Origin of the sequence: Bradyrhizobium sp. Bra64 (assembly GCF_024519875.1) — a bacterium.
Lineage (GTDB): Bacteria > Pseudomonadota > Alphaproteobacteria > Rhizobiales > Xanthobacteraceae > Bradyrhizobium > Bradyrhizobium japonicum_G.
This window is the reverse complement of the sequence record NZ_JALJRD010000011.1, coordinates 179,736-203,186: the sequence shown is the minus strand read 5'-3', so window position 1 is coordinate 203,186 and position 23,451 is coordinate 179,736. Positions and strand designations below refer to the sequence as shown.

Below are 23,451 nucleotides of genomic sequence, written 5' to 3'. Positions count from 1 at the left end.
GGGACTGGAAATGACCTATTGTTGCGGAATTCTGGTTCGGGACGGTCTGGTGATGATCGCCGACACCCGCACCAATGCCGGCCTCGACAACGTCTCGACCTTCCGCAAGCTGCACATCTTCACCAAGCCCGGCGACCGCATCATGGCGATCGCCAGCGCCGGCAACCTCGCCATCAGCCAGTCGGTGCTCTCCACGCTGACCGAAGGCCTGGAGGACCCCAACACCGGCGATATCGAGACGCTGATGAACGCGCCAACCATGTTCCAGGCCGCCCAGCGCATCGGCCGGGCGATCCGGGCCGTGCACGCCACCGAAGGCCCGGCGTTGAAATCCGAGGATGTCTCCTTCGACGTCTCCTTCCTGTTCGGCGGCCAGATCAAGGGCGCGCGCATGCGCCTGTTCATGGTCTACACCGCCGGCAATTTCATCGAGTGCACCACCGACACGCCCTATTTGCAGATCGGCGAGCACAAATACGGCAAGCCGGTGCTCGACCGCGCCATGCATTACGACGTCGAGCTCTACGAGGCGCTGAAGACCGGCCTGATCTCGATGGATTCGACGATGCGCTCCAATCTCGGCGTCGGCCTGCCGATCGACGTGCTGGTGGTGCGCGCCGATGCGTGCGATGCCGATCTCAACCATCGCATCGAGGCGGGCGAGCCCTACTTCCACGATTTGCGCTCGCGCTGGTCGGCGGCGCTGCGCGCCGCGCACCAGAACATTCCGCGGCCGCCCTACAAGAACGAAAAAGAACCCAAAACCTGACAAAAGAACTTGAAGAGAGAAAAGGCAGGAAACGATGAGTGAGGCAAAGAAGATCGCAGTGGTGACAGGCGCCGGCACAGGTGTCGGGCGCGCGGCGTCGCTGGCGCTGATGAACACCGGCTTCACCGTGGTGCTGGTCGGGCGCCGCCTCGACATGCTCGAGGAGACCGCCAAGCTCGGGCCCGCCGGCAAGAGCCTGTGTGTCACCGCCGACATGACCAAGCCGGATTCGATCGCCGCGCTGTTTGACAAGGTCAAGGCGACCTATGGCCGGCTCGACGTGCTGTTCAACAATGCCGGCATGGGCGCGCCGGCCGTCAACTTCGAGGACCTCAGCCTCGAGCAGTGGCAAGCGGTGGTGAACACCAACCTCACCGGCCCGTTCCTGTGCACGCAGCACGCCTTCCGCATCATGAAGGACCAGAGCCCGCGCGGCGGCCGCATCATCAACAACGGTTCGATCTCGGCGCATGCGCCGCGACCGTTCTCGGCGGCCTACACCTCGACCAAGCACGCCATTACCGGCCTGACCAAGGCCAGCAACCTCGACGGCCGCATGTACGACATCGCGGTCGGCCAGGTCGACATCGGCAATGCCGCCACCCCGATGACCGACCGCATGGTCAACGGCCCCGGCGTGCTGCAGCCCGACGGCACCACCAAGCACGAGCCGCGCATGGACGCCAAGGCGGTCGGCGATGCCGTCGCCTACATGGCCGGCCTGCCGCTCGACGCCAACGTGCTGACCATGACTGTCATGGCGACCAAGATGCCGTTCGTTGGACGTGGCTAAAGCTAAAATTGCGAAAACAACCCCATGCACAGTAGGCGTCAAGAGGCGCCTGCTGTTGCCTGGCTGCGGGGGTGATGTCGGCTAAGTCCCAGCACAGCCTCCGCAATCGTGAGAGACCGGCGCCCTACTCCAGACTCTCCACCCGCCGCAGGCTGGGAAACAGCCTCATCCAGAGCAGCGCCACGGCGACGGTGCAGACGCCGCCGAGCACGGCGGCCGGCATGGCGCCGACCAGTGCGGCCGCAACCCCGCTCTCGAACTGGCCGAGCTGGTTGGAGGCGTTGATGAAGAGGAAGTTGACCGCGCCGACGCGGCCGCGCATCTCGTCGGGGGTGGACAATTGCACCAGCGAGAAGCGGATCACGACGCTGATCGTGTCGGCCGCGCCGAGAACGGCGAGCGCGAGCACCGACAGCCACATCCACGACGACAGCGCGAACACGATCGTTGCGAGCCCGAACACGATCACGGCCTGGAACATGCGCAGACCCACGTGCCGCGAGATGGTGTGACGCGCCAGCACCATGGTCATCAGCAGCGCACCGACGGCCGGCGCGGCGCGCAATATCCCAAGGCCCATCGGGCCGGTCTGGAGGATGTCGCGGGCATAGATCGGCAACAGCGCGGTGACGCCGCCGAACAGCACCGCGAACAGATCGAGCGAGATAGTGCCGAGGATCGCCGGATTGCTGCGGATGAAGCGGACGCCGGCGAAGATATTGTCCGCGCCCGCCATATCCTTGGCGACCGCCTGCGGGCGTGGCCGGATGAAGCCGGTCAAAATCATTCCAAAAATCCAGAACAGCACCATCACGGCATAGGCGAGATGCGGCGCGACCGCGTAGGCGAAGCCGCCGAGCGCCGGCCCGGTGATGGTCGCGACCTGGGCCGCGCCGCTGGACACGGCGGTGGCGCGCTGCAGCGATCCCTGCGGCGCGATCAGCGGCAACAGCGCCGCCGTGGTCGGGCTCTCGAACGCGCCGGCAATGCCGAGCACGAAGGTCGCGACGAAAATCTGCACCTCGCCGACCGCGCCGAGATAGGTGATCACGGCCAGATAGAGCGCGGTCGCGGCCTCCACGAACTGGCAGAGCTGGACCACGCGCTTGCGCTCGTAACGGTCCGCGGCGTGGCCGGCGACGAACACCAGCAGTGCAGTCGGTAGGAACTGCACGAGGCCGACCATGCCGAGGTCGAAGGCCGAACCGGTGAGATCGTAGATCTGCCAGCCGATCGCAACCGCCGCGATCTGGCTGGAGAAGCGCGACAGGCTGCGCGAGAGCAGGAAGAACAGGAAGGCGCGATGGGAGAGGAGCGCGCGGGCACTGACCGGCGGATCGGCTGATATTGGCTGCTCTGGCATCGCCGCTTGGATTACCTCTCGGATGACCTCTTGGGTCAACCCTGGACCGTCCGCCCCTGATGTCGACGTGCTCCCCGCGTGACTGAGGCGGACCTGCTTGTCAACAGCAGGACGCCTCCCGCATGTCCCGGCATTGCCTTTGCAACGCAGGCGCGGCCATAATCACCGGGGCTTTGGGGACATCATGCTGCGCTTGCAATCGGCACTCGGCATTTTCGCATTGCTGCTGATCGCGTTCGCGTTGGCAGAAAATCGCCGCGCCGTCTCGCTGCGACAGGCGGCGATCGGTCTCGTCGCGACATTCGTCACGGCGATCGTCCTGCTGAAGGTGCCCGTCGTCGCGCGCGCCTTCGGCGCCATCAACGACGCCGTCGGCGCGATCTCGGCGGCCTCGCGCGCCGGCTCCTCCTTCGTGTTCGGCTATATCGGCGGTGGTCCCCTGCCGTTCGATTTGAAGGTGCCCGGCGCCGATTTCATCCTGGCGTTCCAGGCGCTCCCGATCGTGCTGATCATGAGCGTGCTGACGACGCTGCTGTTCTATTGGCGCGTGCTGCCGCCGGTCGTGCGCGGAATGGCCTGGCTGCTCGAGCGGACGCTCGGCGTCGGCGGCGCGGTCGGGCTGTCGACGGCCGCCAACATCTTCCTCGGCATGGTCGAGGCGCCGCTGTTCGTGCGGCCGTATCTGGCCCAGATGACCCGCAGCGAATTGTTCCTGGTGATGACCGGCGGCATGGCCGGCATCGCAGGCACGGTGCTGGTGCTCTATGCGACCCTGCTTGGCCCGCTCATTCCGGATGCGGCGGCGCACTTCGTCATCGCCTCCGTGCTGGGCGCACCGGCCGCGATCCTCGTCAGCCTGATCATGATCCCAGAGACCTCCGACCGGCGCACCGGCGGCACGCTCGAGGATCCGGAGATGGAAGTTTCGAGCACGATGGACGCGATCGTGAAGGGGACGAGTGCGGGGATCGAGCTGCTGATCAACATCGTCGCGATGCTGCTGGTGCTGGTGGCGCTGGTCTATCTCGTCAACGCCATCCTCGGCCTCTTGCCGAATCTCGGCGGTGCCGCGATCTCGCTGCAACGCCTGCTCGGCCTCGTGATGGCGCCGGTGTGCTGGCTGATGGGGCTGCCCTGGGACCAGGCCGTCAGCGCCGGCAGCCTGATGGGCACCAAGACCGTGCTCAACGAATTGATCGCCTATGTCGACTTCTCGAAGCTGCCGCCGGGCACGCTCGATGCACGCTCGCGCCTGATCATGCTCTACGCGATGTGCGGCTTCGCCAATTTCGCCAGCCTCGGCATCATGATCGGCGGGCTCGGCGTGATGGCGCCGGACCGGCGAGAGGAGATCAACGCGCTGGGATTGAAGTCGATCGTGTCGGGGACGCTGACGACGTGTTTGATGGGGGCGGTGGTGGGGGTGTTGACGTAGCGAAGGGCCCGCAGCCCGCGTGGAGCGCAGCGCAATCCGGGTCCACCTTAGAGACTTTCCCGGATTTCGCCTTGCTCCATCCGGCTGCAAGGGACCCGATTCACATCGGCGGATGCGCTAAACCAAAACTCCGGCCACGGTGCGAAATGCCGTGACCGCGCGATCGATATCGGCATCATCGATATGGCGATGGGTCACACAACGCAAGCGATGCAGACCCCAGGGCCGCGCCTTCAGGCCCGCCTTCTCGAGAGCCGCCGACCACGCGGCGCTGTCGCGTCCGGAGCGAGAGACATCGACCTGCACGATATTCGTTTGCGGGATTGTCGCGCTGAGCTTGGGATGCATCCCGTTCAGCGCATCACTCAGGATTCGCGCACGTCGGTGGTCCTCGCCCAGACGCGCACCCATGACCTGAACCGCCTCCAGACCGGCGGCAGCCAGGATGCCGATCTGGCGCTGCGTGCCTCCCAGCATGCGGCGAAACCTGCGGCTCCGGTCGATCACGGTGCGCGGCCCGGCTAGCACGGCACCTGCAGGTGCGCTCAGGCCCTTCGACAGGCACAGAGAGACCGTATCGCAATGCCTCGCAACCTCGGCCGGCGCCGTTTCAAGCGCGACCGCGGCGTTGAAGAGCCGCGCGCCGTCGAGATGCACCGGGACGCCGCGAGCCGCTGCCATGGCGTGCACAGCCTGCATATGCTCCAGCGGCAGCACGGCGCCGCTCGCATTGTTGTGCGAGGTTTCCATCGCGATAAGGGCGGTCCTGAGCTTGAGCCCTTCACCCTGTATGGCGTCTTCCAGCAAATTCAGGTCCATCGCGCCGTCGGTGCCTGCAATGGCGAGGTAGAACTGCCCTGTAAATGTCGCAGCCCCTCGTTCGGAGGTGTACATATGGGCATTCGCTTCCAACGCGATCTGTTCGCTGCGCTGCGACTGCGCCAGTGTCGCCAACAGATTGGCCATGGTGCAGCTCGGCACAAACAGGCCGGCGTCCTTGCCCAACGCCGCAGCCGCGACGGCCTCCAGCTCCTGCACCGTGGGGTCACCGTCCAGCCCGTCATCGCCGAGCGGCGTCGAGGCCATGCGGGCATACATCGCTGCGGTCGGCTTGGTGACCGTATCGCTGCGCAGGTCGATCGGCGGCAACTCAGAGCCCGCCGAGTTTGTCTCGTGTTGATGTGCCATCGGAGGACCTCTCAAGCACTTGGCGCGTCATTCGTAGACTGCCGGGTCGCCGGAATCGGTCGGGTTGGCCAGCGCCCGCTTGAGCGCGGTGCTCATCGGAAATTTCAGGTTGAGGCCATGTGGTGGGATTGGGGAATTGAAATATTTGTCGTAGAGCGCCGCGATCTGCCCGCTCTTCATCAGGTCGATCACGGCATCGTCGACCACCTTCTTGAAAGCAGGATCATCCTTGGGTTCGACGATACCGTAGGGCGCGAGTTCAAGACTCTTGCTGCCGATCACGAAATCATCCGGCGTCCTGGACGAGGCGACCGTGGCATAGGCGAGACCGTCATCGTTGGCTGTGCCGGCCACCCTGCCCGTCGAGACCAGCAAGAAGGTCTCCGCGGTATCCTTGGCCGGCACGAGCGTGATGCCAAGATTGTTCTTGGCATTGATCAGCGTAATCACCTTGAAGGTCTGGCCGCCTGCCTGGGCCGAGATGGCCTTGCCGCGGAACGAAGCCGGGTCGTTGACATCGACCCCGCCATTCTTGCGTGCGACGAGGACGACCTGCGCAACGAAGATGGTGGGAGAAAAGGCGGCGAGTTTATGTCGCTCGACATTATTGGTCGTGTTGCCGCATTCGAGATCGATCGTCCCGTTGGCGAGCAGCTGAATGCGTGTCGCCGAGGTTGTGGGGTTATAGCGGGTCTCGAGCTTGGGGAGCTTGAGGGCTGTCTTGATCGCCTGCACCACCCGTTCACAGATTTCCACGGTGTAGCCGATCGGCTTCTGATTATCGTCGAGATAGGCGAAGGGCACCGAGGTCTCGGGATACCCCAATGTGATCGAGCCGTTCTCACGGATCTTGTCCAGCCTGCTCGCACCCTGGGCCATGGCCTCGCCGGAAATAAGAACTACAGCGATGGTCGCCGCGGCGAGTGCCTTGATCCTTGTCGCTTTCATGTCGTCCCTCTCTTGGCGAATGTCCGTGACGCCGTCCGCGGTGGGTGAGCAATGACAGGACAGCTCCGTGCGAGCGGCTGCATGCTCTGGACTATCGTCCAAAAGCCCGATCTGATGAAATTCCAGTTTCACACTCCCCTATACGGATTTGATATGGCCACCAGACGCATGGGCTTGAAGCACGTGGAGGCTTTTCGGGCGGTCTTCGTGACGGGATCGATGACGCAGGCGGCGCAGCGCATGCATACCTCGCAACCCCAGATCAGCCGCCTGATCGGACAGTTGGAGGCGATCACGCAATTCCCGCTGTTCGACCGCAGTGGCGGCCGCCTGCGTCCCACCGTGGACGGGTCGCGCTTTTTCCAGGAGGTCGAGAAGACCTTCATCGGCCTGGCGGGACTGGAGGCCAGCGCAGCCAGCATCCGCTCGTTCGGCATGGGTCGGCTAAGCGTTGCGGCGATGCCGCGCCTGGCCGGCGGCCTGCTGACGCGCATAGCGGCGCGCTTCAAGGTGGACTATCCGCATGTGATGATCTCGATCCGATCCGGCACGGCGAGCGCCGTGCACGACTGGGTCAGCTCCGGGCTTTGCGACACCGGGTTGGCAATGCTCTACGGCGAGGTTGCGGGGGTGCATGTCGAGCCGGTGCTCAAGACCCGTTGCGTCGCGATCATGCCGAAGGCGCATCGTCTTGCACAGAAGAAGACGCTGCGCCCTGCCGATTTCGCCGATGACGCCTTCATCTCCTTCGCCACGGGGAGTCCGCTCCACGATCGCATCGATACGATCTTCGCGCAGGCTGGCGTCACCCGCCGCGTCGTTGCCGAAACCGATCTGGGCGCATCGGTTTGTGCCCTGGTCGCGGCGGGTCTCGGCATCAGCATTATCAACCCGATTGCCGCACATGACGAAAGCTCTGGCGCGGCGCTGATCACGCGCCCCTTCAACCCTGCAGTCCCCGTCACGATCGCGCTGCTCTATCCGCCCTATGCCGCGCGCGGCCGGTTGATCGATGTTTTTGGCGAATATGCTCGCAGGATCATGAGCGAAGAACTGGACTATCTTGAGCGGTAGTCGGCCGATAGCTGCCGTAGCCCGGATGGAGCGAAGCGCAATCCGGGCTACAAGGCACCCGTCATTGCGAGCGTAGCAAAGCAATCCAGAAATTTATCCGCGGAGACAGTCTGGATTGCCGCGTCGCATCGGCGCAAAATTGCTTCGCAATTTTGTCGCGAGCTCCTCGCAATGACGACCGAGAGGGTCGAGCGACCTACGCCTTCAGCTCCACCGTCTTGAACTCCGCCGGCAGGATCACCTCCAGCAGTTCGACGTCGTCGGAATAGTCCAGGATCATGTGCTTGATCTTCGGCGGCTGGGTCCAGGCGCTGCCTGCCTTCATCAGTGTCTCGCCCTCGCCGTCCATATAGGTCTTCACCCAGCCCTTGAGAACGTAGACCATCTGGAAGTCGACAGCGTGGAAGTGCAGCTTTGACACCTCTTCCGGATTGCAGGGGCCTTGCAGGCGGATCACATGCGCTTGCGCCAGGCCGTGGGTCGCATCGGCGATGCCGAGGTCGCGGTATTTTGCATAGGCGCGCAGGCCATCGGCCTTGAAGTCTTCCTCGCGGTGATGGCTGATCACGATGCGCTGCCTGGGACGTGCGGGCTTCTTCGGCGACGTCGCGCGCGCCTTCGTTTTCACCGCCTTGCGCGCGGACGAGCGCGCCGCGACCTTGGCTCCGCTCCGCTTCTTCACCACGGTCTTCGTTGCGGGTCTCGATGACTTTTGCCTGGCCATTGTCTGCCTCCCTGATCTGAGCCGCGCCCGCCGGACGGGTACAACATACGGGCAGACTATCCGCTCTTGAACGAGGCAGCAATTGCGGGGGCAATTGCGGCTTGGGCCGGTCACGCGATGACCCGACGGTCGTAGCTTGTCCCAGGCTGTCGTGGCGAGCCGCCGTCGTCTCGTAATAGCTCCCTCGCTGAATTAATCTCGCCGGGAGATTCTGGGGGATGTGATTCATGAGCAGCAGCGCAGGCCAGCGGGCATTTCAAAATGCCCGGTTGCAGAAACGGCAAAAAGCCGACGTGGCGCCGTTGCTCGAGCGCGCCCTCCAGATGCATAAGATGGGGCTTCTGCCCGAAGCCAAGGCCGCCTATCGCCAACTGCTGGAGCTCGCGCCCAATCAATTCATCGCGCTGCATTTGCTCGGCACTTTGGAGTCTGATGCCAAAGACTATCAGCAAGCCCAGGTACTGCTGAGCCGAGCGGTGACCGTGGATCCGCGATCTGCCGAAGCTCATATGAGCCTGGGCGTCGCGCTCAATGGCCTGGGACGTCACAATGAGGCCCGCGAGAGCTATCGAAAGGCTCTCGCCTTGCGATCCAACTACGCCTTGGCCCTGTCCAATCTCGGTAACGCGAACGCGGCCCTTGAGCTCTACCAGGATGCGCTCGAGAGCTTCGACAAGGCGCTCGCAATCAACGGAAACCTTTCCGAAGCCCATAACGGCCGGGGTTGGGCGCTCTGCCGCCTGCGCGCCTACGACGAGGCCATTGCAAGCCTGAGCCGCGCGCTGTCGATCAAGCCTGACTATGCCTCGGCGCTGGCGAACCGCGCCGTTGCATGGCGGGAGCTTCAGCGATTTGACGAAGCCATGGCGGATTGCAATCGCGCCATTGCCGTGGCACCCGGCGACGCGAATGGTTGGCTCTCGCGGGCCAATGTCTTGCTCCAAACCCGGCAAACCGCCGAGGCATCGCGCGATTGCGAGAAGGCTCTCGCCATCGATCCCGGCTTCGCTCAGGCCCACAGCCTGCTCGGCCAATGCTTCTTCGCACTCGGCCGGGTCGACGAAGCCCTCGCCAGTTTCGACAGAGCCCTTGAGCTCCAGCCTGACCTCGAGAGCACGATCTCCAGCAAGATATTTGCCCTCGATTTCGTGGGGGACGCCAGCGTCGAGCAGCATCAGCAGGCGCGGCAGGTATGGTGGGAGCGGATCGGCGCGAAAATCGCTCCAGGAGCAGCGGGACCGCACGACAACGGCCGCGATCCGGATCGCCGTCTGGTGCTCGGCTACGTCTCGTCCGATTTTCGGGTGCATTCGGCGGCTTTCGTTTTCAGGCCGGTCCTAGAGCATCACGATCCGGCACAGTTCGAGGTCGTGTGCTATTCGTGCTCACCGGGATCGGATGCAATGACCAGCGAATTTCAGGGGATCGCCGATCGCTGGCACGACGCCTCGCAATGGACCGACGATCATCTCGCCGCTCAGATCCGCGCCGATGGCGTCGATATCCTGATCGATCTGTCCGGCCATACCAGCGGAAACCGCCTCGGCGTTTTTGCGCGCAAGCCGGCGCCGATCCAGGTGCATGGCTGGGGCCACGGCACCGGCACAGGCCTGCCAACGATCGATTATCTGTTCTCGGACCAGGTCGCGATTCCTGTCGCGGTTCGGCATCTGTTTGCGGAGACCGTTGTCGACCTGCCGTGCTTTGTGACGCTGGCGCCGCTGCCGGCCGGGATTGCGCGGATGGAGGCGCCGGCGATCTCGAACGGTTTCGTCACATTCGGTGTCTTCAACCGCATCAGCAAGATTTCGGACGAGGCAGCGGACGTCTGGTCCAGAATTCTCGAGCGGGTGCCTGGGTCGCGACTGCTGATCAAGGATAGTGCGCTGGACGACCGGCTGGTCCGCGACAATCTGCTGGCGCGGTTTGCGGCTTGCGGGTTGCCCACCGAACGCGTCGATCTGCTGGGACGGACCTCGCGAGGCGAACATCTGGCAGCGTTCAATCGCGTCGATATTGCCCTCGACCCGTTCCCGCAAAACGGCGGCGTCAGCACATGGGAAGCCCTGCAGATGGGCGTGCCGGTGGTGGCCAAGCTCGGCAACAGCCTGCCCGGCCGTGCTGCCGGCGCCATCCTCACCGCGCTCGGCCTGCCGGACTGGGTCGCGGAGAGCGATGAGGCGTATGTCGACATCGCCGCCAGCCGTGGCTCGCAGATCGGCGAGCTGGAAAAGTTGCGCCGTGAACTGCCCGGACAGATCGGAGCTGCGGCCGCCGGCAACGCCGTATCATATGCGCAAGCGGTGGACGATGCCTATCGCACGATGTGGAAGCGCTATTGCGACGGCTGCGCCTGAGCCCTGCCCGATGCGCCGGCCATCTGGAGCCGCGCGGCCACCCTGAAACGAGATCGGCCAAACCGGCGATCGCAAGGCCCGCATCACGCGCTCTCTGCTTGCGCACGACGCAGCCATTCAAGCGACGAAAGCCAATTCGTCGGAGCCTTCAATGCAGCCGGAACACGCCGTCCACGGCGCGAAGCTCGGCCGGCTTGATCAGCTTGGAATGCGCAACCGTCACCGAATGAAGCGGGCCATCGAGCTTCTGCTGCCAGAAGGCGAGGAAGTCGGTCAGCGCCGGGAATTTCGGGAAGAGATCGTAATTCTGCCAGACATAGGTCTGAAGCAGTGAGGGATGATCCGGCATCCGGTAGAGAATTTCGGCCGTCGTCAGCCCGTAACCCAGCACCTGTTTCCGGAAGTCGTCGGAAACAACCCCAACCCGCGAGACCATGCCAACCTCCTTTTCAGGAGCGCATATCAAGGGGTGGCTTTCCGGTACGCTGCTTACGAGCCACCCGGTGGAGATGCGCTCACATGAGAGAAATGTGACGCAAACTGACAACCCATCTCAAGCCCAAAAGTTTAACAAGCTGTTGAAATTCAATGCGTTAGCAGCAGACCAGGCTCCGTGCTAATACGGTCCCGCAAAGCGGTTAACGATGGTAAAGGAAATTGGCAGACAGCGCTTTTGAGTGCTTATTTTTCTGCTAGAAGCCCTTGCCCCCGCAAAAATCCTGTCCTATTTGAGCTTAACCCGCATTGGCACTCGCGGGCATCGATTGCTAACACCCCTAAAACATCAATCTGAGCAAATGCTTAGGAGGACTGCATGAAATTCCGTCCGCTTCACGACCGCGTCGTGGTCAAGCGCATTGACGCAGAAGAGAAGACCGCTGGCGGCATCATCATTCCCGACACTGCCAAGGAAAAGCCCTCGCAGGGCGAAATCGTCGCCGTCGGCCCGGGTGGCCGCGACGAAGCCGGCAAGCTGATCCCGATCGACCTGAAGGTCGGCGACCGCGTGCTGTTCGGCAAGTGGTCAGGCACCGAGGTCAAGATCGACAGCGTCGATCTGCTGATCATGAAGGAAAGCGACATCATGGGCGTCCTCGACGTCCCCGCTTCCAAGAAGAAGGCGGCCTAAGAGCCCCCTCTCGCACCCAGCTAAACACCTAAGGAAAAATCCAGATGGCAGCTAAAGAAGTCAAATTCTCCGTCGATGCGCGCGACAAGATGCTTCGCGGCGTCGACATTCTCGCCAACGCGGTGAAGGTCACGCTCGGTCCGAAGGGCCGCAACGTCGTGCTCGACAAGTCGTTCGGCGCTCCCCGCATCACCAAGGACGGCGTCACCGTCGCCAAGGAGATCGAGCTCGAGGACAAGTTCGAGAACATGGGCGCCCAGATGGTGCGCGAGGTCGCCTCCAAGTCCGCTGACGCGGCCGGCGACGGCACCACCACCGCCACCGTGCTCGCCCAGGCGATCGTGCGCGAAGGCGCCAAGTCGGTTGCCGCCGGCATGAACCCGATGGACCTCAAGCGCGGTATCGACCTCGCGGTCGAAGCCGTGGTCGCGGACCTCGTCAAGAACTCCAAGAAGGTCACCTCGAACGAAGAGATCGCCCAGGTCGGCACCATCTCCGCCAACGGCGATGCCGAAATCGGCAAGTTCCTCTCCGACGCCATGAAGAAGGTCGGCAACGAGGGTGTCATCACCGTCGAGGAAGCCAAGTCGCTCGAGACCGAACTCGACGTCGTCGAGGGCATGCAGTTCGACCGCGGCTACATCTCGCCCTACTTCGTCACCAACGCCGACAAGATGCGCGTTGAGATGGACGACGCCTACATCCTCATCAACGAGAAGAAGCTCTCCTCGTTGAACGAGCTGCTGCCGCTGCTGGAAGCCGTGGTGCAGACCGGCAAGCCGCTGGTGATCGTGGCCGAGGACGTCGAAGGCGAAGCTCTCGCCACCCTCGTCGTGAACCGCCTGCGCGGCGGCCTGAAGGTCGCGGCCGTCAAGGCTCCGGGCTTCGGCGATCGCCGCAAGGCCATGCTGCAGGACATCGCGATCCTGACCGGTGGCCAGGCGATCTCGGAAGATCTCGGCATCAAGCTCGAGAACGTCACGCTCGCCATGCTCGGTCGCGCCAAGAAGGTGATGATCGACAAGGAGAACACCACGATCGTCAACGGCGCCGGCAAGAAGGCCGACATCGAGGCGCGCGTGTCCCAGATCAAGGCGCAGATCGAGGAGACCACCTCGGACTACGACCGTGAGAAGCTCCAGGAGCGTCTCGCCAAGCTCGCCGGCGGCGTCGCGGTGATCCGCGTCGGCGGCGCGACCGAGGTCGAGGTGAAGGAGCGCAAGGATCGCGTTGATGACGCGATGCATGCGACCCGCGCAGCTGTCGAGGAAGGCATCGTCCCGGGCGGCGGCGTCGCCCTGCTCCGTGCCTCCGAGCAGCTCAAGGGCCTGCGCACCAAGAACGACGACCAGAAGACCGGCGTCGAGATCGTGCGCAAGGCGCTGTCGGCTCCCGCTCGCCAGATCGCGATCAACGCCGGTGAAGACGGCTCTGTGATCGTCGGCAAGGTGCTGGAGAACAAGTCGTACGCTTTCGGCTTCGATTCCCAGACCGGCGAATACGGCGACCTCGTCAAGAAGGGCATCATCGACCCGACCAAGGTGGTCCGTACCGCGATCCAGAACGCTGCCTCGGTTGCCGCGCTCCTGATCACCACGGAAGCCATGGTCGCCGAGCTGCCCAAGAAGGGTGGCTCCGGCCCCGCAATGCCCCCGGGCGGCGGCATGGGCGGCATGGACTTCTAAGTCCAGCCACCTCGAGACCTACGAAACCCCGGCAGCGATGCCGGGGTTTTTGTTTTTGCTCGGCTCTTTCCACTCGTCATTCCGGGGCGCGCGAAGCGCAAGCCCTGACTGACGGAGATCTCACCACACCTTCCCGAGCCGCTCCATGTGCGGCTCGCCCTCTTCGTCGAGCGACCAGAATATCCGAGTCACGCGGCCGACCAGATTGTCCATCGGCACGAATCCGAACGTCGACATCAAGCGGCTGTCGGTGGAGTTGTCGCGGTTGTCGCCGAGCACGAAGAAATGGCCCGGCGGCACGGTGTAGGCGTCGGTGTTGTCGTAGTAGCCGTTGTCGACGCAGTCCAGCGTCAAGTAGGACGCGCCGTTCGGCAGCGTCTCGCGCCAGCGCCTGGCTTTTGCGCCGTCATCCACGCCGCAGGTGGAGCCGGCAGCCACCGCCTTCAGAGCCACGCGTGTCGCCGGACGGTCGTTGAGGATGAGCTGGCCCTGCCGCATCTGGATGCGATCCCCGGGCAGCCCGACCACGCGCTTGACGTAGTCGACCGAAGTGTTCTTCGGCGTGCGAAACACCACGACGTCGCCGTACTCGGGTTCGGCAGCCCGGAAACGGCCGGAAATCCATGACGGTGCGAACGGAAAGGAATAGCGGCCATAGCCATAGGCATATTTTGCGGCGAAGACGTAGTCGCCGACGACCAGGGTCGGCGTCATCGAGCCGGAAGGGATGTTGAACGGCTGAAACAGGAAGATGCGGAACAGGAACGGCGGCGACCACAGCACCGGGATCAAGAGGATCAAGACGACGATCGTCTTCCATTCCCCGGATTTGGCCTGCGGCCGGATCGTGCCCTGCAGAATGGTCATGCGCCTGCCCTGATCAAACCGTAGCCATCACGGGATTACGCAACCTTCGCGTGCACGCAATCCCGGCTTCAATGGTTTTGTCGTGCAACGCTTCGACCGCGTTCAACAAGGCTGATCCGACGGATCAGCCGCGCGCGACATCGCCGAAGCAGCGGCGGATCCATTCGATGGTGAGCCGCGTCGCCGGATCGCGCTTGAGGTGGTTCTGCACCAGCAGCCAGACGTCGCGGCGCCTCGGCAGCAGCGTCGCGCGCAGGCTGCGGTCGGCGAGCAGCGGCCCGCAGCTATGCTCCGGCAGCACGCCGATGGCCTGGTGCGACTGGATCATGGTCCTGATGATGCGGATATTGTCGGTGACGCAGCGCACGTTGTTCAGACGCTTCGCCCGCAGGAACTGCTGTTCGGGGATGTTATCGAGCTCGTCCGGATAGACGCAGGCGACAGGCTCGCCGCCCGCGCGATCGGCGGGCTCGAAGAAATACAGCCTGACATCGCCGAGCTTGGAGATGGTGAAGTCGCCCTTCTCCGGCTTGCGCAGGCGGATGGCAAGGTCGGCCTGCCAGCGCGAGAATTTGACGTTGCCGCTGGAGGTGAGGAATTGCAGCGTCAGGCCGGGGTGATCGCGCAGGAAGGCGCTGGCGTGGGGCGCCAGCAACTCCTCGGCGACCGCGTTGGTCGAGGCGATGCGCAGGCGGCCGACCGCGCCCGGCTGGCTCTCACCGATACGATCGATCGCCGCGACATGCGCGGCCATCGCGCCGACATGTTCGAGCACCGCTTCGCAATGGCGCGTCGGCCGGCGCTGGCCGTCGACCGCATCGAACAGCGGCACGCCGAGATCGCGCTGGATGCGTGCGAGCGTGCGGCCGACGGTGGTCTCGTCGATGCGCAGCCGCGCGCTGGCGCCGGCATAGGTGCCCTCGTCCCTGACCGCGGCGATGATGCGCAGATCGTCCCAGTTCATGGCGATGAGCCTAGCAGGCACGACCGGATCCTGCAAATTTGCAGCCATATGCTGCAATAGTCCTGCACAATGGCAGGCCGACGCCGCGCTAGGGTGGCGCCATCCGACACCGCCCTGAAGGCCTGACCCGCATGACCGCTCCCAAGACCCTGCTCGAATTGTCCGGCGCCGACCTCACTCCGCCCAAGCTCGCCGATTCCTGCCTCGTGCTGATCGACATTCAGAACGAATATTGCGCCGGCCCCCTCGCCTTGCCGGATGCGGAGCCCGCGATCGCCGTCGCCGCGCGCCTGCTCGCCCGCGCGCGGGCAAGCGGCGGTGCGATCTTCCATATCGCGCACAAGGGACGTGCCGGCAGCCTGTTCGACCGCGAGGCCGAGCGCGGCGCGATCGTCAGGAGCCTGATGCCGCTCGCGAGCGAAGCCGTGATCGAGAAGGCGCTGCCGAACGCTTTTGCCGGCACCGACCTGCAGGCCCGGCTGGCCGCAACCGGACGCACCAACATCGTGCTGGCAGGCTTCATGACCCATATGTGCATCTCTTCGACCGCCCGCGCCGCGCTCGACCTCGGCCTGCGCACGACGATCGCAGCCGATGCCTGCGCCACACGCGATCTGCCCGACGGCCGCGGCGGAGCGCTTGCCGCAAGGACCATTCACGAGGTCGCGCTGGCCGAATTGTCGGACCGCTTCGCGATCATCGCACGAGCCGAAGCGCTGACCTGACGGAGCGTGAGCGATGCTGCAACTCTATTTCTTTCCGATGGCCTGCTCGCTCGCCAGCCGTATCGCGCTGATGGAGGCCGGCCTGGACGCGCACTATCATCTCGCCCACATCTGGACGAAGAAGGTGGTGGACGACGGCAGCGACTTCCGCGGCGTGTCGCCGAAGGGTGCGGTGCCGGTCCTGGTGCTGGAGAACGGCGAGCGGCTGACCGAAAGCGCGGCGGTGCTGCAATACATCGCCGACGCGAAGCCGGAGGCGGGCCTTGCACCCGGGTTCGGCGATCCCGACCGTTATCGCCTGCAGGAATGGCTGAGCTTCATCGGCGCCGAGATCCACAAGGCGTTCCTGTTTCCGACCTTCTGGTACAAGGACGACGGCTCGCTCGCCAAGCCGCGAGCGAGGATCACGCAGACCTTGTCGGTGCCCTCGGCGCATCTGGCGGACCGCGAATTCCTTGTCGGCAACCGCTTCACCGTCGCGGACGCCCATCTCACCTGGGCCCTGCTGCTGCTCCGTCCTGCCGGCGTCGACATCGCGCAATGGCCGGCCTTGTCGGCCTATCTCGAACGCATGCAGGCGCGCCCCGCAGTGCGAGAGGCGGTCGCGACCGAGTTGGCACTACGCAAAACCGTGGCGGCGAGCCCGGCGTGACAGGATGCCGCGGCCGCCACGTTTGACGGTTCCGCAGCGAGGGCGTTGATGCCGGCGCGGCATGCGCTAGTCTGGGGGATATTTTTCGACTTTTCCTCGGGCGGCATTCATGCGCGCAATTTCAAGATTTCACTTGCCCGGATTCTCTCTGGCCCTCCTTGCCTGCTGGCTCTGTGTTGCGACCGCTTCGGCGGAGACGCGGGTCGCGCTGGTGATCGGCAACGGCGCCTATGTCTCGACGGCGCAACTCCCGAACCCGTCGCACGATGCTGAAGACGTCGCGGCCTCGCTCAAGCGCAGCGGCTTCGAGGTCTTTCAGGGTATCGACCTGCGCCAGGCCGACATGCAGGACCTGACCATCCGCTTCGCGCGCGCCGCAAGCAGAGCCGACGTCGCCATGTTCTACTACAGCGGCCACGCGATGCAGTACAACGGCGTGAACTACCTGATGCCTGTTGACGCCGTGCTGACGGATGAAGCGGACCTCAAGCGCTTCGTGCGGGTCGACGACATCGTGAACGATCTGCAGCAGGCCAAGAACCTGCGCATCCTCGTGCTGGATTCCTGCCGCGACAATCCGCTGGCCGAAACCCTCAAGCGCTCCGCCGGATCCACGCGCGCCGCCTCGATCGGACGGGGCCTGTCGAAGGTCGAGGCGCCGCGCGGCACGATCGTGTCGTTCTCGACGCAATCCGGGCAGGTCGCCGCCGATGGCGCCGGCCGCAACAGCCCCTACACGACCGCGTTCCTGAAGCACATCGAGGAACCGCAGGAAATCGGCGACGTCTTCCGCGACATCAGCAGCGATGTCTATGACTCAAGCGGCAAGACCCAGCTCCCCGAGCTGTCGCTGTCGATCATCGGCAAGTTCTACCTGAACGGGCCGGTGTCGGTCACCTTGGCGCCAGCCGCGCCCCAAGCCGCGCCGCGGGCGGATCCCTGCGCAGCCGCAGAGGCACACTGGAAGGCCGCGGACAGCATCGGCACGCTGGGGGCCTACGAGGACCATCTCGCCAGATTCCCGAACTGCATTTTCGCGACGCTCGCCAGGGCGCGCGTCGAGGGGTTGAAACAGAAGACGGCGCTTGCGCCGGCGGCCGGCAACGCCCGAACCGGCGGCAGCAAGGAGTTTGACGGCAACTGGGACGTGACGTTGAATTGCCAGACCAGCGGCAAGGCGCAGGGCTTCACCAGAGCCCTCGCGGCAACCGTGACGAACGGCGTTTTTCACGCCGAGGCGCAGGGCTCGAGTGGTGTCAACCGGCTGGAGATCGACGGCCAGATCCCGGCGGACGGCAAGACGACCTTGAGCGCGCGGGGGACGACGGGGGCGAGCACGTATACGCTCAACAACATCGCGCCCGGCTCGCCCTACGCCTTTACGGTCGATGCGCAGTTCGATCGCACCCGCGGCAGCGGCAAGCGCAACGAAGCACGTTCCTGCAATCTGGTTTTCGTCAAACGCTGATCGTGCAATATCACGCAGTGCAGGCGACGGCGATCGGCTCGATCCCGCGGCGGACTGACATCTCACGACAGGAACAAGATCATGGCATCGCATGACGGGAAGAAGATATTGGCCGGCAAGGTTGCGCTCGTGACCGGCGCCGGGCGCGGGCTCGGCCGCGCCTTCGCGGAGAAGCTTGCCGCGCTCGGCGCCGATGTCGCCATCCACGGCATGCGCGAGAACGGGCCGGCTGAATATGGCGAGGGCACCACCCTCACCGCGGTGGCCGCGGAGATCGGCCGGCAATTCGGCGTTCGCAGTCGGCGCATGCTCGGCGACCTCACCAAGGGCGAGGACATCGCGCGCGTGGTTGCGGAGACGGAAGGCGCACTCGGCCCGATCGACATTCTCGTGCACAATGCCGGCGGCGATATCGCGGCCGCCGGCGGCAAGCCCGACCCGAACGACGCGGTGAACATCAAGGAGGCCGACGTCCGCGCGGTGCTGGAGCGCAATCTGCTCTCCACCATCCTGACCTGCCAGGCGGTCGCGCGCGGCATGATGGAGCGCCGTAGCGGTCGCATCGTCACCCTGGGCTCGGTCGCCGCTTTCAAGGGACGCACCAACGGCTCGATCTATGCGGTGTCGAAGGCCGGCGTGACCCATTACACGCGATGTCTGGCCGACCAGCTCCGCCCCTACGACATCGCCGTCAATTGCATCGCGCCCGGAGATACCCGAACCGGCCGCTTCCTCGGCACGCGCGCGGTGGACCCCGGCAGAATGGTCGAGACCGGCACGCTCGACCGGATCGCAACCGTCGACGAGGTCGCGCGCGTCGTCGAATTCTTCGCAGGCCCCATGGGCGCGTTCGTTTCCGGCCAGGTGCTGCGGATCGACGGCGGCGGACAGTGCTGGCCGGGCTGAAACGTCGCGCAAAAGGAAAAGGCCGCTGCGAGCGGCCCTTTCTGCATCACCAGGAATGAGCCGGGATCATTCGACCCGCGCCAGCACCGCGAGCTTGCGGATGCCCTTGTTGCGGTAGGCGTCGAGGAACGCGTAATAGTCCTTGAACGACACGCAGCCGTTGGAATCGCCATTCGGCCCGAGCATGAAGGTGTGCGCCAGCAGGCCGTCGCGGCCGTAGATCGCGCTCTCGCCGCCGATCGGGGTCAGGCGCAGCGCGGGCACGCCGTGGAACAGCGCCTCGCGCGGCTTCAGCATGTAGATGTGCGGCGGGGTCACGCCGCGCATGCGGACGCGTGAGGAGCGCGGGTCGTCGAGATTGGAGCCGAGGCCGGAATGCGCCTCGAGCTTGGTGCCGTCCGGCAGATAGACCGTCCTGGCGGTGATGTCGTAGACCGCGGTGTCGCGCTCATAGGGCGCCGAACCGCCGAGCATGGGGTTCTGCTCCCGCGGCGCGATGGAGGCGGTCACGCTGGCGTCGGCCGAGGCATAGGCGAGCAGCCCGCCGGACGGCTCGCGCTTGCCCCAGAGCTTGTCCACCATCGACTGGCGCGGCCCGGTGATCGACATCACCGCAGCCTTGGCGCGATCGGCGAACGATTTTGGTTTTGCCTCAGGCGCCGGCACGATCTCGGCCGGATCAGCCGAGGCCAGTTGCACCGGTGCGTCGGCGCGCTTGGTCCTGGCAGAATCCTTGGCAGAATCCTTGCCAGCATCGGCGATCCTGGCGGGAGCAGGCTTCAGCGCTTCCGCGACCTTCGCGATCACGCCCGGCTTCGCCGTGTCCTTGGCCTCGGCAACCTTGGTCGCAGGCGCGACGCTCGCGGCGTTCGACTGCACGCCTTGGGTCGCAGCCGCGGCAAAGCGCTCGTTGAACATCTCGCGCGAGATCGGAGCTGCGACCTGCAACCGGTCGGGCAACAGCGCAAAGGCTTCCTTGACGGCCTCGCCCGCCTCGCGCAGCGCGACCCTGGGCGCCCGCTTGATCACGGGTGCGTCGTAGCCGATGCTGCCGACGGTCGGATAGACGCTGGCAGCGAAGATGTTGCTGTACACGGTCCAGCCGGCGCCAAGCACGACGCAGCCGATCACGGCGGCGCCAAGCGCGTTTTGGGTGGTCATCTTCCGGGAAGGTTTCCGATAAGAATTGCTCGAGAATTCTTTGGACTTCCGTGCCGCGTTACTCTGCGCAGCGATACTCGTACTCATTCGCCTTGCGTCCAGGACGGTGTCACCAAGTCCCCCTTCGAAGTGCCGCTGGTCACGATCCGGGAACAGCATCTCGCAGAGGGTCGGAGCGTCATTAAGGCGACTTTTAGTTAAATGCGGATTAAGTTCGGGCAGATGTGAGGCATCGGGTTAACGCTGTCCCATTTCGAGAAAAAGGCCCGCAGAATTACGGACTTAGGCGAAGCTGTTAACCATAATTCTCGCCCGGTTCAGCACGGTCAGCGGACGTCTCCGGCCGCATCTCTAAACGCACCAACCAAGTCGTTTTCGTGGTCTTCGATACCCGGACGATAACGGGGAAGCATTGCGTGACGCTGGTGCGCAATAGCCTCCCTCCACCTCTCGAGGCACGCGTGGCGGGCCACTCACACACCGCACGGGGCGCTCACGCCGTGCGGCGCCGTGAGTGAAAGTTGATCGCGCCGGTCTGGAAAATGCCGCAGCGAGGAAATAGCTGCGGAAGCGGCACTGTTCAGCAGCCTCTGCGTGTGATACGGTACCGTATCAACATCGCCTTGAACTGTGCCGGGCACGCTAACGGAGGCTGGCATGAGAGAGTTCGCGCGCGCAGGGTTTCTCGCTCTGGCGGGGTCGTTTCTGTTGATCGGACATGCGATTGCCCAGCCTGCAGCCAATGTTGGCTGCACGGCGTCGCCGTCTGCCGCCGGAACGCAGACCTGGCGCTGCGACAACGGCATCACGATCGTTGCCGAAAGCGGCGCCAGATTTGAACTTAAGGACGCCAACCGCGACGGACATATAGACTCCGTGGAGTTGAGCAGCAGAGCGCTGCTGGTCGAGGTGCCCAAGAAGCCCGGCGGCAACCGCTTCAAGGTCCTGACGCCGCAAGCGATCGCCGCGGTGCGCGGCACGAAATGGGCGATCGATGTCGCGGAGGCCAAGACGTCCGTGTTCGTCGCCGACGGCCGCGTCGGGGTGAGCCGCAGGGCTCGTGGACGCGGCGTCGTTTTGGGCCCCGGCGAAGGCGTCGATGTCGAGGCAGCCGGCCCGCTGACCGTCAAGACATGGGGCCAGCCGCGCGTCGACGCGCTGATGGCAAGACTGGGCCAGTAAAACTTGGCCGGTAAGACTGGGCCAGTAAGACCAGGCCAGTCAGGCGGGGTCAATAAGGCCCGGACGAGCATTTGGACGATAGAAGAGATTGCAAAACGACCGCATGAGTAGCCGACGCGTTCAGATCCTGGTGGCACTCGTCCTCACCGCGCTGTGGGGCGCGGGCATTTATGCCGGCCACGCCAACGGCCATCTGCGCTTTCTCGATCGCCTCGAGGCAGCACTGACTGATTGGCGGACGCAGGTCCGCGGCGTGCAGGCTCCGCCCGATCTCGTCACCATCGTCGCGATCGACGACACCGTCGTGAAGCGCGGCGGCAGCTATCCGCTGCCGCGCGCCGATCTCGCCCGCGTCGTCGACACCATCGTGCAATTCAAGCCGAAGGTCGTCGCGATCGACCTGCTGCTGGTCGACCGCAGCGCCGCGATCGGCGACGCCACGCTCGCCAACACGCTCGCCACCGGCCCCATGGTCCTCGCCGCCGCGGCGATTTTCCCGTCGGCCAGCGAAACGATAGAGCCCGGCAGCCAGGGCGCCCTCGCCGCCCTGCCGCAGGCCGAGCGCTTCCTGCTGCCCCTGCAGGCCTTCGCCGACCATGCCGAGGTCGGCGTCGTCAACGTGGCAACCGGACAATCGGGCTCGCCGCTCTCGGTGCCGATGCTGTTCCGGACACGCGACAAGCTCGAGCTGTCATTCCCGTTGCGGGTCGCGGCGCGCGCGCTCGACAAGCCACTGACGATCGCGCCGGATCACCTGATGCTCGGCGACCGCGCGGTGCCCACCGATACCGACTTCGCGCTGCCGATCACCTATTACGGCCCGCGCCGCACCATCCGCACCGTCAGCGCGCAGAGCATCTTCGACGGCACGCTCAATCGTGCGGCGATCGAGAACCGGATCGTCGTGATCGGCGCCTCGGTCGCGGGCGGCGGCGACTTTTATCCGACGCCGTTCGATTCCCTGATGCCCGGCGTCGAGGTGGTCTCGACCGCGATCACCCATCTCGTCGCCGGCGACAGCATCGTGCGCGACCGCAAGGTCCACATCGCCGACGCGCTCATCGCGATCCTGTTGCCGATGCTGCTGGTGGGCCTGCTCGCCTGGCGGCGCAGCGCGCTCGGTATCATGGCCGCGGCGGCGGTGATGATCGCCTGGGCCGGGTTCAATCTGTTCGCGTTCACGCACGGCATCTGGCTGAACGGTGCGACCACGCTCGCTGCAGCATTGCCGCCGGTTGCGGTCTTTGCCGGCGTGCAGTTGTGGGCGGGAGGCCGCCGCACGCAATATTTCGCAGACAAGAGCCGGTCGCTCGCGCAATTCCAGGCGCCGGCGGTGCAGGAGTGGCTGGCGCGTGATCCGAATTTCCTGTCCAAGCCCGTCCGGCAAGATGCCGCAATCGTCTTCATCGACCTCTCCGGCTTCACGGCGCTCAGCGAGCGGATCGATCCAAACCAACTCCAGGACGTCCTGAAGGCGTTTCACGCCCTGATCGACAAGGTCGCGGTCGATTGCGGCGGCATGATCACCGGCTTTCTCGGCGACGGAGCCATGATCCTGTTCGGCCTGCCCGGCGCGATGCCCGATGACGCCGCACGCGCGCTGAAATGCGCGATCGACCTGCATCGCGGCGTCGAGCGCTGGATCGTGTCGCTGCCGTCTGCGGTCAGGGATCAGCTCGGTTTCAAGATCGGCGCGCATTTCGGTCCGATCGTCGCCTCCCGCCTCGGCGAAAGCCATCAGCACATCACGGCGACGGGTGACACCGTCAACGTCGCGAGCCGGTTGATGGAGGTCGCCGTCCAGAACGGCGCGCGGCTCGCGCTCAGCGATACGCTGCTGGATACGGCCGACTTCCACGGCGCGCCCGACGGCGTCCTGTCGGGCCCGCTGCTCACGCAGGTCCGCGGCCGCTCCGGCGTCGTGACCGTCTGGTTCTGGCGTGACCGGAACAGGCCAAGCCAGGCCGCGACCAAGGCCGAGATGATCGACTAAGACGTCTACTCATCAACGTCGGCCCTTGCCTCAAAAACGGAAGTCTCCCGCTCTCGGCGTTATCGGCG

21 protein-coding genes are annotated in these 23,451 nt (G+C 64.8%); 13 read left to right on the top strand and 8 right to left on the bottom strand.

The features are described from left to right. Positions 1 to 10: 10 nt before the first annotated feature. Together NR187_RS27125 and NR187_RS27120 are read left to right on the top strand one after the other, a co-directional pair. On the top strand, positions 11 to 769 hold the full coding sequence (locus tag NR187_RS27125; protein WP_211385150.1) for a proteasome-type protease: 759 nt from the start codon (positions 11 to 13) through the stop codon (positions 767 to 769). A gap of 34 nt (positions 770 to 803) precedes the next feature. After that, complete coding sequence (locus NR187_RS27120) at positions 804 to 1,562, top strand: SDR family oxidoreductase (protein ID WP_211385151.1); 759 nt, start codon at positions 804 to 806, stop codon at positions 1,560 to 1,562. Between the two features lie 124 nt (positions 1,563 to 1,686). Here the strand turns inward: NR187_RS27120 and NR187_RS27115 are convergent, their stop codons facing one another. After that, entirely contained in the window at positions 1,687 to 2,925 is a 1,239-nt protein-coding gene (locus NR187_RS27115; protein WP_256808264.1) for an MFS transporter, read from the bottom strand. A 184-nt stretch (positions 2,926 to 3,109) separates the two neighbouring features. Between NR187_RS27115 and NR187_RS27110 the strand changes: the two genes are divergently transcribed. Next, positions 3,110 to 4,360 carry a NupC/NupG family nucleoside CNT transporter gene (locus tag NR187_RS27110; RefSeq protein WP_211385153.1) on the top strand — a complete coding sequence of 417 codons (1,251 nt, stop codon included), beginning with the start codon at positions 3,110 to 3,112 and terminating at the stop codon, positions 4,358 to 4,360. 117 nt (positions 4,361 to 4,477) lie between these two features. Here the strand turns inward: NR187_RS27110 and NR187_RS27105 are convergent, their stop codons facing one another. Together NR187_RS27105 and NR187_RS27100 are read right to left on the bottom strand one after the other, a co-directional pair. Then, complete coding sequence (locus NR187_RS27105; RefSeq protein ID WP_306235728.1) at positions 4,478 to 5,509, bottom strand: low specificity L-threonine aldolase; 1,032 nt, start codon at positions 5,507 to 5,509, stop codon at positions 4,478 to 4,480. A gap of 66 nt (positions 5,510 to 5,575) precedes the next feature. After that, the gene (locus tag NR187_RS27100; RefSeq protein ID WP_211385385.1) at positions 5,576 to 6,496 is read right to left on the bottom strand and encodes an amino acid ABC transporter substrate-binding protein; all 921 of its coding nucleotides are present in this window, start codon (positions 6,494 to 6,496) and stop codon (positions 5,576 to 5,578) included. Between the two features lie 51 nt (positions 6,497 to 6,547). Between NR187_RS27100 and NR187_RS27095 the strand changes: the two genes are divergently transcribed. After that, positions 6,548 to 7,570, top strand: a complete 1,023-nt coding sequence (locus tag NR187_RS27095; RefSeq protein WP_306235727.1) for a LysR substrate-binding domain-containing protein — start codon at positions 6,548 to 6,550, stop codon at positions 7,568 to 7,570. A gap of 196 nt (positions 7,571 to 7,766) precedes the next feature. Here NR187_RS27095 and NR187_RS27090 read toward each other — a convergent pair whose 3' ends face one another. Next, entirely contained in the window at positions 7,767 to 8,294 is a 528-nt protein-coding gene (locus NR187_RS27090) for a cupin domain-containing protein (protein WP_211385156.1), read from the bottom strand. A 227-nt stretch (positions 8,295 to 8,521) separates the two neighbouring features. Between NR187_RS27090 and NR187_RS27085 the strand changes: the two genes are divergently transcribed. Next, positions 8,522 to 10,651: a tetratricopeptide repeat protein gene (locus tag NR187_RS27085; protein WP_211385157.1), complete on the top strand. Its 2,130-nt coding sequence runs from the start codon at positions 8,522 to 8,524 to the stop codon at positions 10,649 to 10,651. A gap of 148 nt (positions 10,652 to 10,799) precedes the next feature. On the opposite strand, the gene NR187_RS27080 is transcribed toward NR187_RS27085, so the two are convergent. Then, on the bottom strand, positions 10,800 to 11,087 hold the full coding sequence (locus NR187_RS27080) for an usg protein (RefSeq protein ID WP_211385158.1): 288 nt from the start codon (positions 11,085 to 11,087) through the stop codon (positions 10,800 to 10,802). A 378-nt stretch (positions 11,088 to 11,465) separates the two neighbouring features. On the opposite strand from NR187_RS27080, the gene NR187_RS27075 reads away from it, so the two are divergent. Then, positions 11,466 to 11,780, top strand: coding sequence for a co-chaperone GroES (locus tag NR187_RS27075; RefSeq protein WP_211385159.1), 315 nt, complete (start codon positions 11,466 to 11,468; stop codon positions 11,778 to 11,780). Between the two features lie 44 nt (positions 11,781 to 11,824). Further along, the gene (groL, locus tag NR187_RS27070; RefSeq protein WP_211385160.1) at positions 11,825 to 13,465 is read left to right on the top strand and encodes a chaperonin GroEL; all 1,641 of its coding nucleotides are present in this window, start codon (positions 11,825 to 11,827) and stop codon (positions 13,463 to 13,465) included. A 120-nt stretch (positions 13,466 to 13,585) separates the two neighbouring features. On the opposite strand, the gene lepB is transcribed toward groL, so the two are convergent. Continuing rightward, positions 13,586 to 14,332, bottom strand: coding sequence for a signal peptidase I (gene lepB, locus NR187_RS27065; RefSeq protein ID WP_256808260.1), 747 nt, complete (start codon positions 14,330 to 14,332; stop codon positions 13,586 to 13,588). 124 nt (positions 14,333 to 14,456) lie between these two features. Next, positions 14,457 to 15,296: a LysR family transcriptional regulator gene (locus tag NR187_RS27060; protein ID WP_256808283.1), complete on the bottom strand. Its 840-nt coding sequence runs from the start codon at positions 15,294 to 15,296 to the stop codon at positions 14,457 to 14,459. Between the two features lie 131 nt (positions 15,297 to 15,427). Between NR187_RS27060 and NR187_RS27055 the strand changes: the two genes are divergently transcribed. The 4 genes from NR187_RS27055 to NR187_RS27040 all read left to right on the top strand — a co-directional run bounded on the left by NR187_RS27055 (position 15,428) and on the right by NR187_RS27040 (position 19,047). Then, the gene (locus tag NR187_RS27055) at positions 15,428 to 16,021 is read left to right on the top strand and encodes a cysteine hydrolase family protein (protein ID WP_256808258.1); all 594 of its coding nucleotides are present in this window, start codon (positions 15,428 to 15,430) and stop codon (positions 16,019 to 16,021) included. A gap of 13 nt (positions 16,022 to 16,034) precedes the next feature. After that, positions 16,035 to 16,673 (top strand): glutathione binding-like protein, encoded by a 639-nt coding sequence (locus NR187_RS27050; protein ID WP_256808257.1) that lies wholly within the window; start codon positions 16,035 to 16,037, stop codon positions 16,671 to 16,673. 109 nt (positions 16,674 to 16,782) lie between these two features. Then, positions 16,783 to 18,141, top strand: coding sequence for a caspase family protein (locus NR187_RS27045; protein ID WP_256808256.1), 1,359 nt, complete (start codon positions 16,783 to 16,785; stop codon positions 18,139 to 18,141). 81 nt (positions 18,142 to 18,222) lie between these two features. Continuing rightward, positions 18,223 to 19,047, top strand: coding sequence for an SDR family NAD(P)-dependent oxidoreductase (locus tag NR187_RS27040; protein WP_211385165.1), 825 nt, complete (start codon positions 18,223 to 18,225; stop codon positions 19,045 to 19,047). A gap of 66 nt (positions 19,048 to 19,113) precedes the next feature. Here the strand turns inward: NR187_RS27040 and NR187_RS27035 are convergent, their stop codons facing one another. After that, on the bottom strand, positions 19,114 to 20,208 hold the full coding sequence (locus tag NR187_RS27035) for a tlde1 domain-containing protein (protein ID WP_256808255.1): 1,095 nt from the start codon (positions 20,206 to 20,208) through the stop codon (positions 19,114 to 19,116). A gap of 657 nt (positions 20,209 to 20,865) precedes the next feature. On the opposite strand from NR187_RS27035, the gene NR187_RS27030 reads away from it, so the two are divergent. Beyond that, positions 20,866 to 21,390 carry a FecR domain-containing protein gene (locus NR187_RS27030; RefSeq protein WP_211385167.1) on the top strand — a complete coding sequence of 175 codons (525 nt, stop codon included), beginning with the start codon at positions 20,866 to 20,868 and terminating at the stop codon, positions 21,388 to 21,390. Between the two features lie 103 nt (positions 21,391 to 21,493). Then, positions 21,494 to 23,383 carry a CHASE2 domain-containing protein gene (locus NR187_RS27025; RefSeq protein WP_211385168.1) on the top strand — a complete coding sequence of 630 codons (1,890 nt, stop codon included), beginning with the start codon at positions 21,494 to 21,496 and terminating at the stop codon, positions 23,381 to 23,383. Positions 23,384 to 23,451: the final 68 nt, after the last annotated feature.

Coding starts and splice junctions, on each gene's coding strand:
- groL (WP_211385160.1), top strand. CDS start 11,825: ATGGCAGCTAAAGAAGTCAAATTCTCCGTCGATGCGCGCGACAAGATG.
- NR187_RS27125 (WP_211385150.1), top strand. CDS start 11: ATGACCTATTGTTGCGGAATTCTGGTTCGGGACGGTCTGGTGATGATC.
- NR187_RS27095 (WP_306235727.1), top strand. CDS start 6,548: ATGACAGGACAGCTCCGTGCGAGCGGCTGCATGCTCTGGACTATCGTC.
- NR187_RS27085 (WP_211385157.1), top strand. CDS start 8,522: ATGAGCAGCAGCGCAGGCCAGCGGGCATTTCAAAATGCCCGGTTGCAG.
- NR187_RS27025 (WP_211385168.1), top strand. CDS start 21,494: ATGAGTAGCCGACGCGTTCAGATCCTGGTGGCACTCGTCCTCACCGCG.
- NR187_RS27055 (WP_256808258.1), top strand. CDS start 15,428: ATGACCGCTCCCAAGACCCTGCTCGAATTGTCCGGCGCCGACCTCACT.
- NR187_RS27060 (WP_256808283.1), bottom strand. CDS start 15,296: ATGAACTGGGACGATCTGCGCATCATCGCCGCGGTCAGGGACGAGGGC.
- NR187_RS27040 (WP_211385165.1), top strand. CDS start 18,223: ATGGCATCGCATGACGGGAAGAAGATATTGGCCGGCAAGGTTGCGCTC.
- NR187_RS27045 (WP_256808256.1), top strand. CDS start 16,783: ATGCGCGCAATTTCAAGATTTCACTTGCCCGGATTCTCTCTGGCCCTC.
- NR187_RS27115 (WP_256808264.1), bottom strand. CDS start 2,925: ATGCCAGAGCAGCCAATATCAGCCGATCCGCCGGTCAGTGCCCGCGCG.
- NR187_RS27030 (WP_211385167.1), top strand. CDS start 20,866: ATGAGAGAGTTCGCGCGCGCAGGGTTTCTCGCTCTGGCGGGGTCGTTT.
- NR187_RS27080 (WP_211385158.1), bottom strand. CDS start 11,087: ATGGTCTCGCGGGTTGGGGTTGTTTCCGACGACTTCCGGAAACAGGTG.
- NR187_RS27035 (WP_256808255.1), bottom strand. CDS start 20,208: ATGACCACCCAAAACGCGCTTGGCGCCGCCGTGATCGGCTGCGTCGTG.
- NR187_RS27100 (WP_211385385.1), bottom strand. CDS start 6,496: ATGAAAGCGACAAGGATCAAGGCACTCGCCGCGGCGACCATCGCTGTA.
- NR187_RS27090 (WP_211385156.1), bottom strand. CDS start 8,294: ATGGCCAGGCAAAAGTCATCGAGACCCGCAACGAAGACCGTGGTGAAG.
- NR187_RS27110 (WP_211385153.1), top strand. CDS start 3,110: ATGCTGCGCTTGCAATCGGCACTCGGCATTTTCGCATTGCTGCTGATC.
- lepB (WP_256808260.1), bottom strand. CDS start 14,332: ATGACCATTCTGCAGGGCACGATCCGGCCGCAGGCCAAATCCGGGGAA.
- NR187_RS27075 (WP_211385159.1), top strand. CDS start 11,466: ATGAAATTCCGTCCGCTTCACGACCGCGTCGTGGTCAAGCGCATTGAC.
- NR187_RS27050 (WP_256808257.1), top strand. CDS start 16,035: ATGCTGCAACTCTATTTCTTTCCGATGGCCTGCTCGCTCGCCAGCCGT.
- NR187_RS27120 (WP_211385151.1), top strand. CDS start 804: ATGAGTGAGGCAAAGAAGATCGCAGTGGTGACAGGCGCCGGCACAGGT.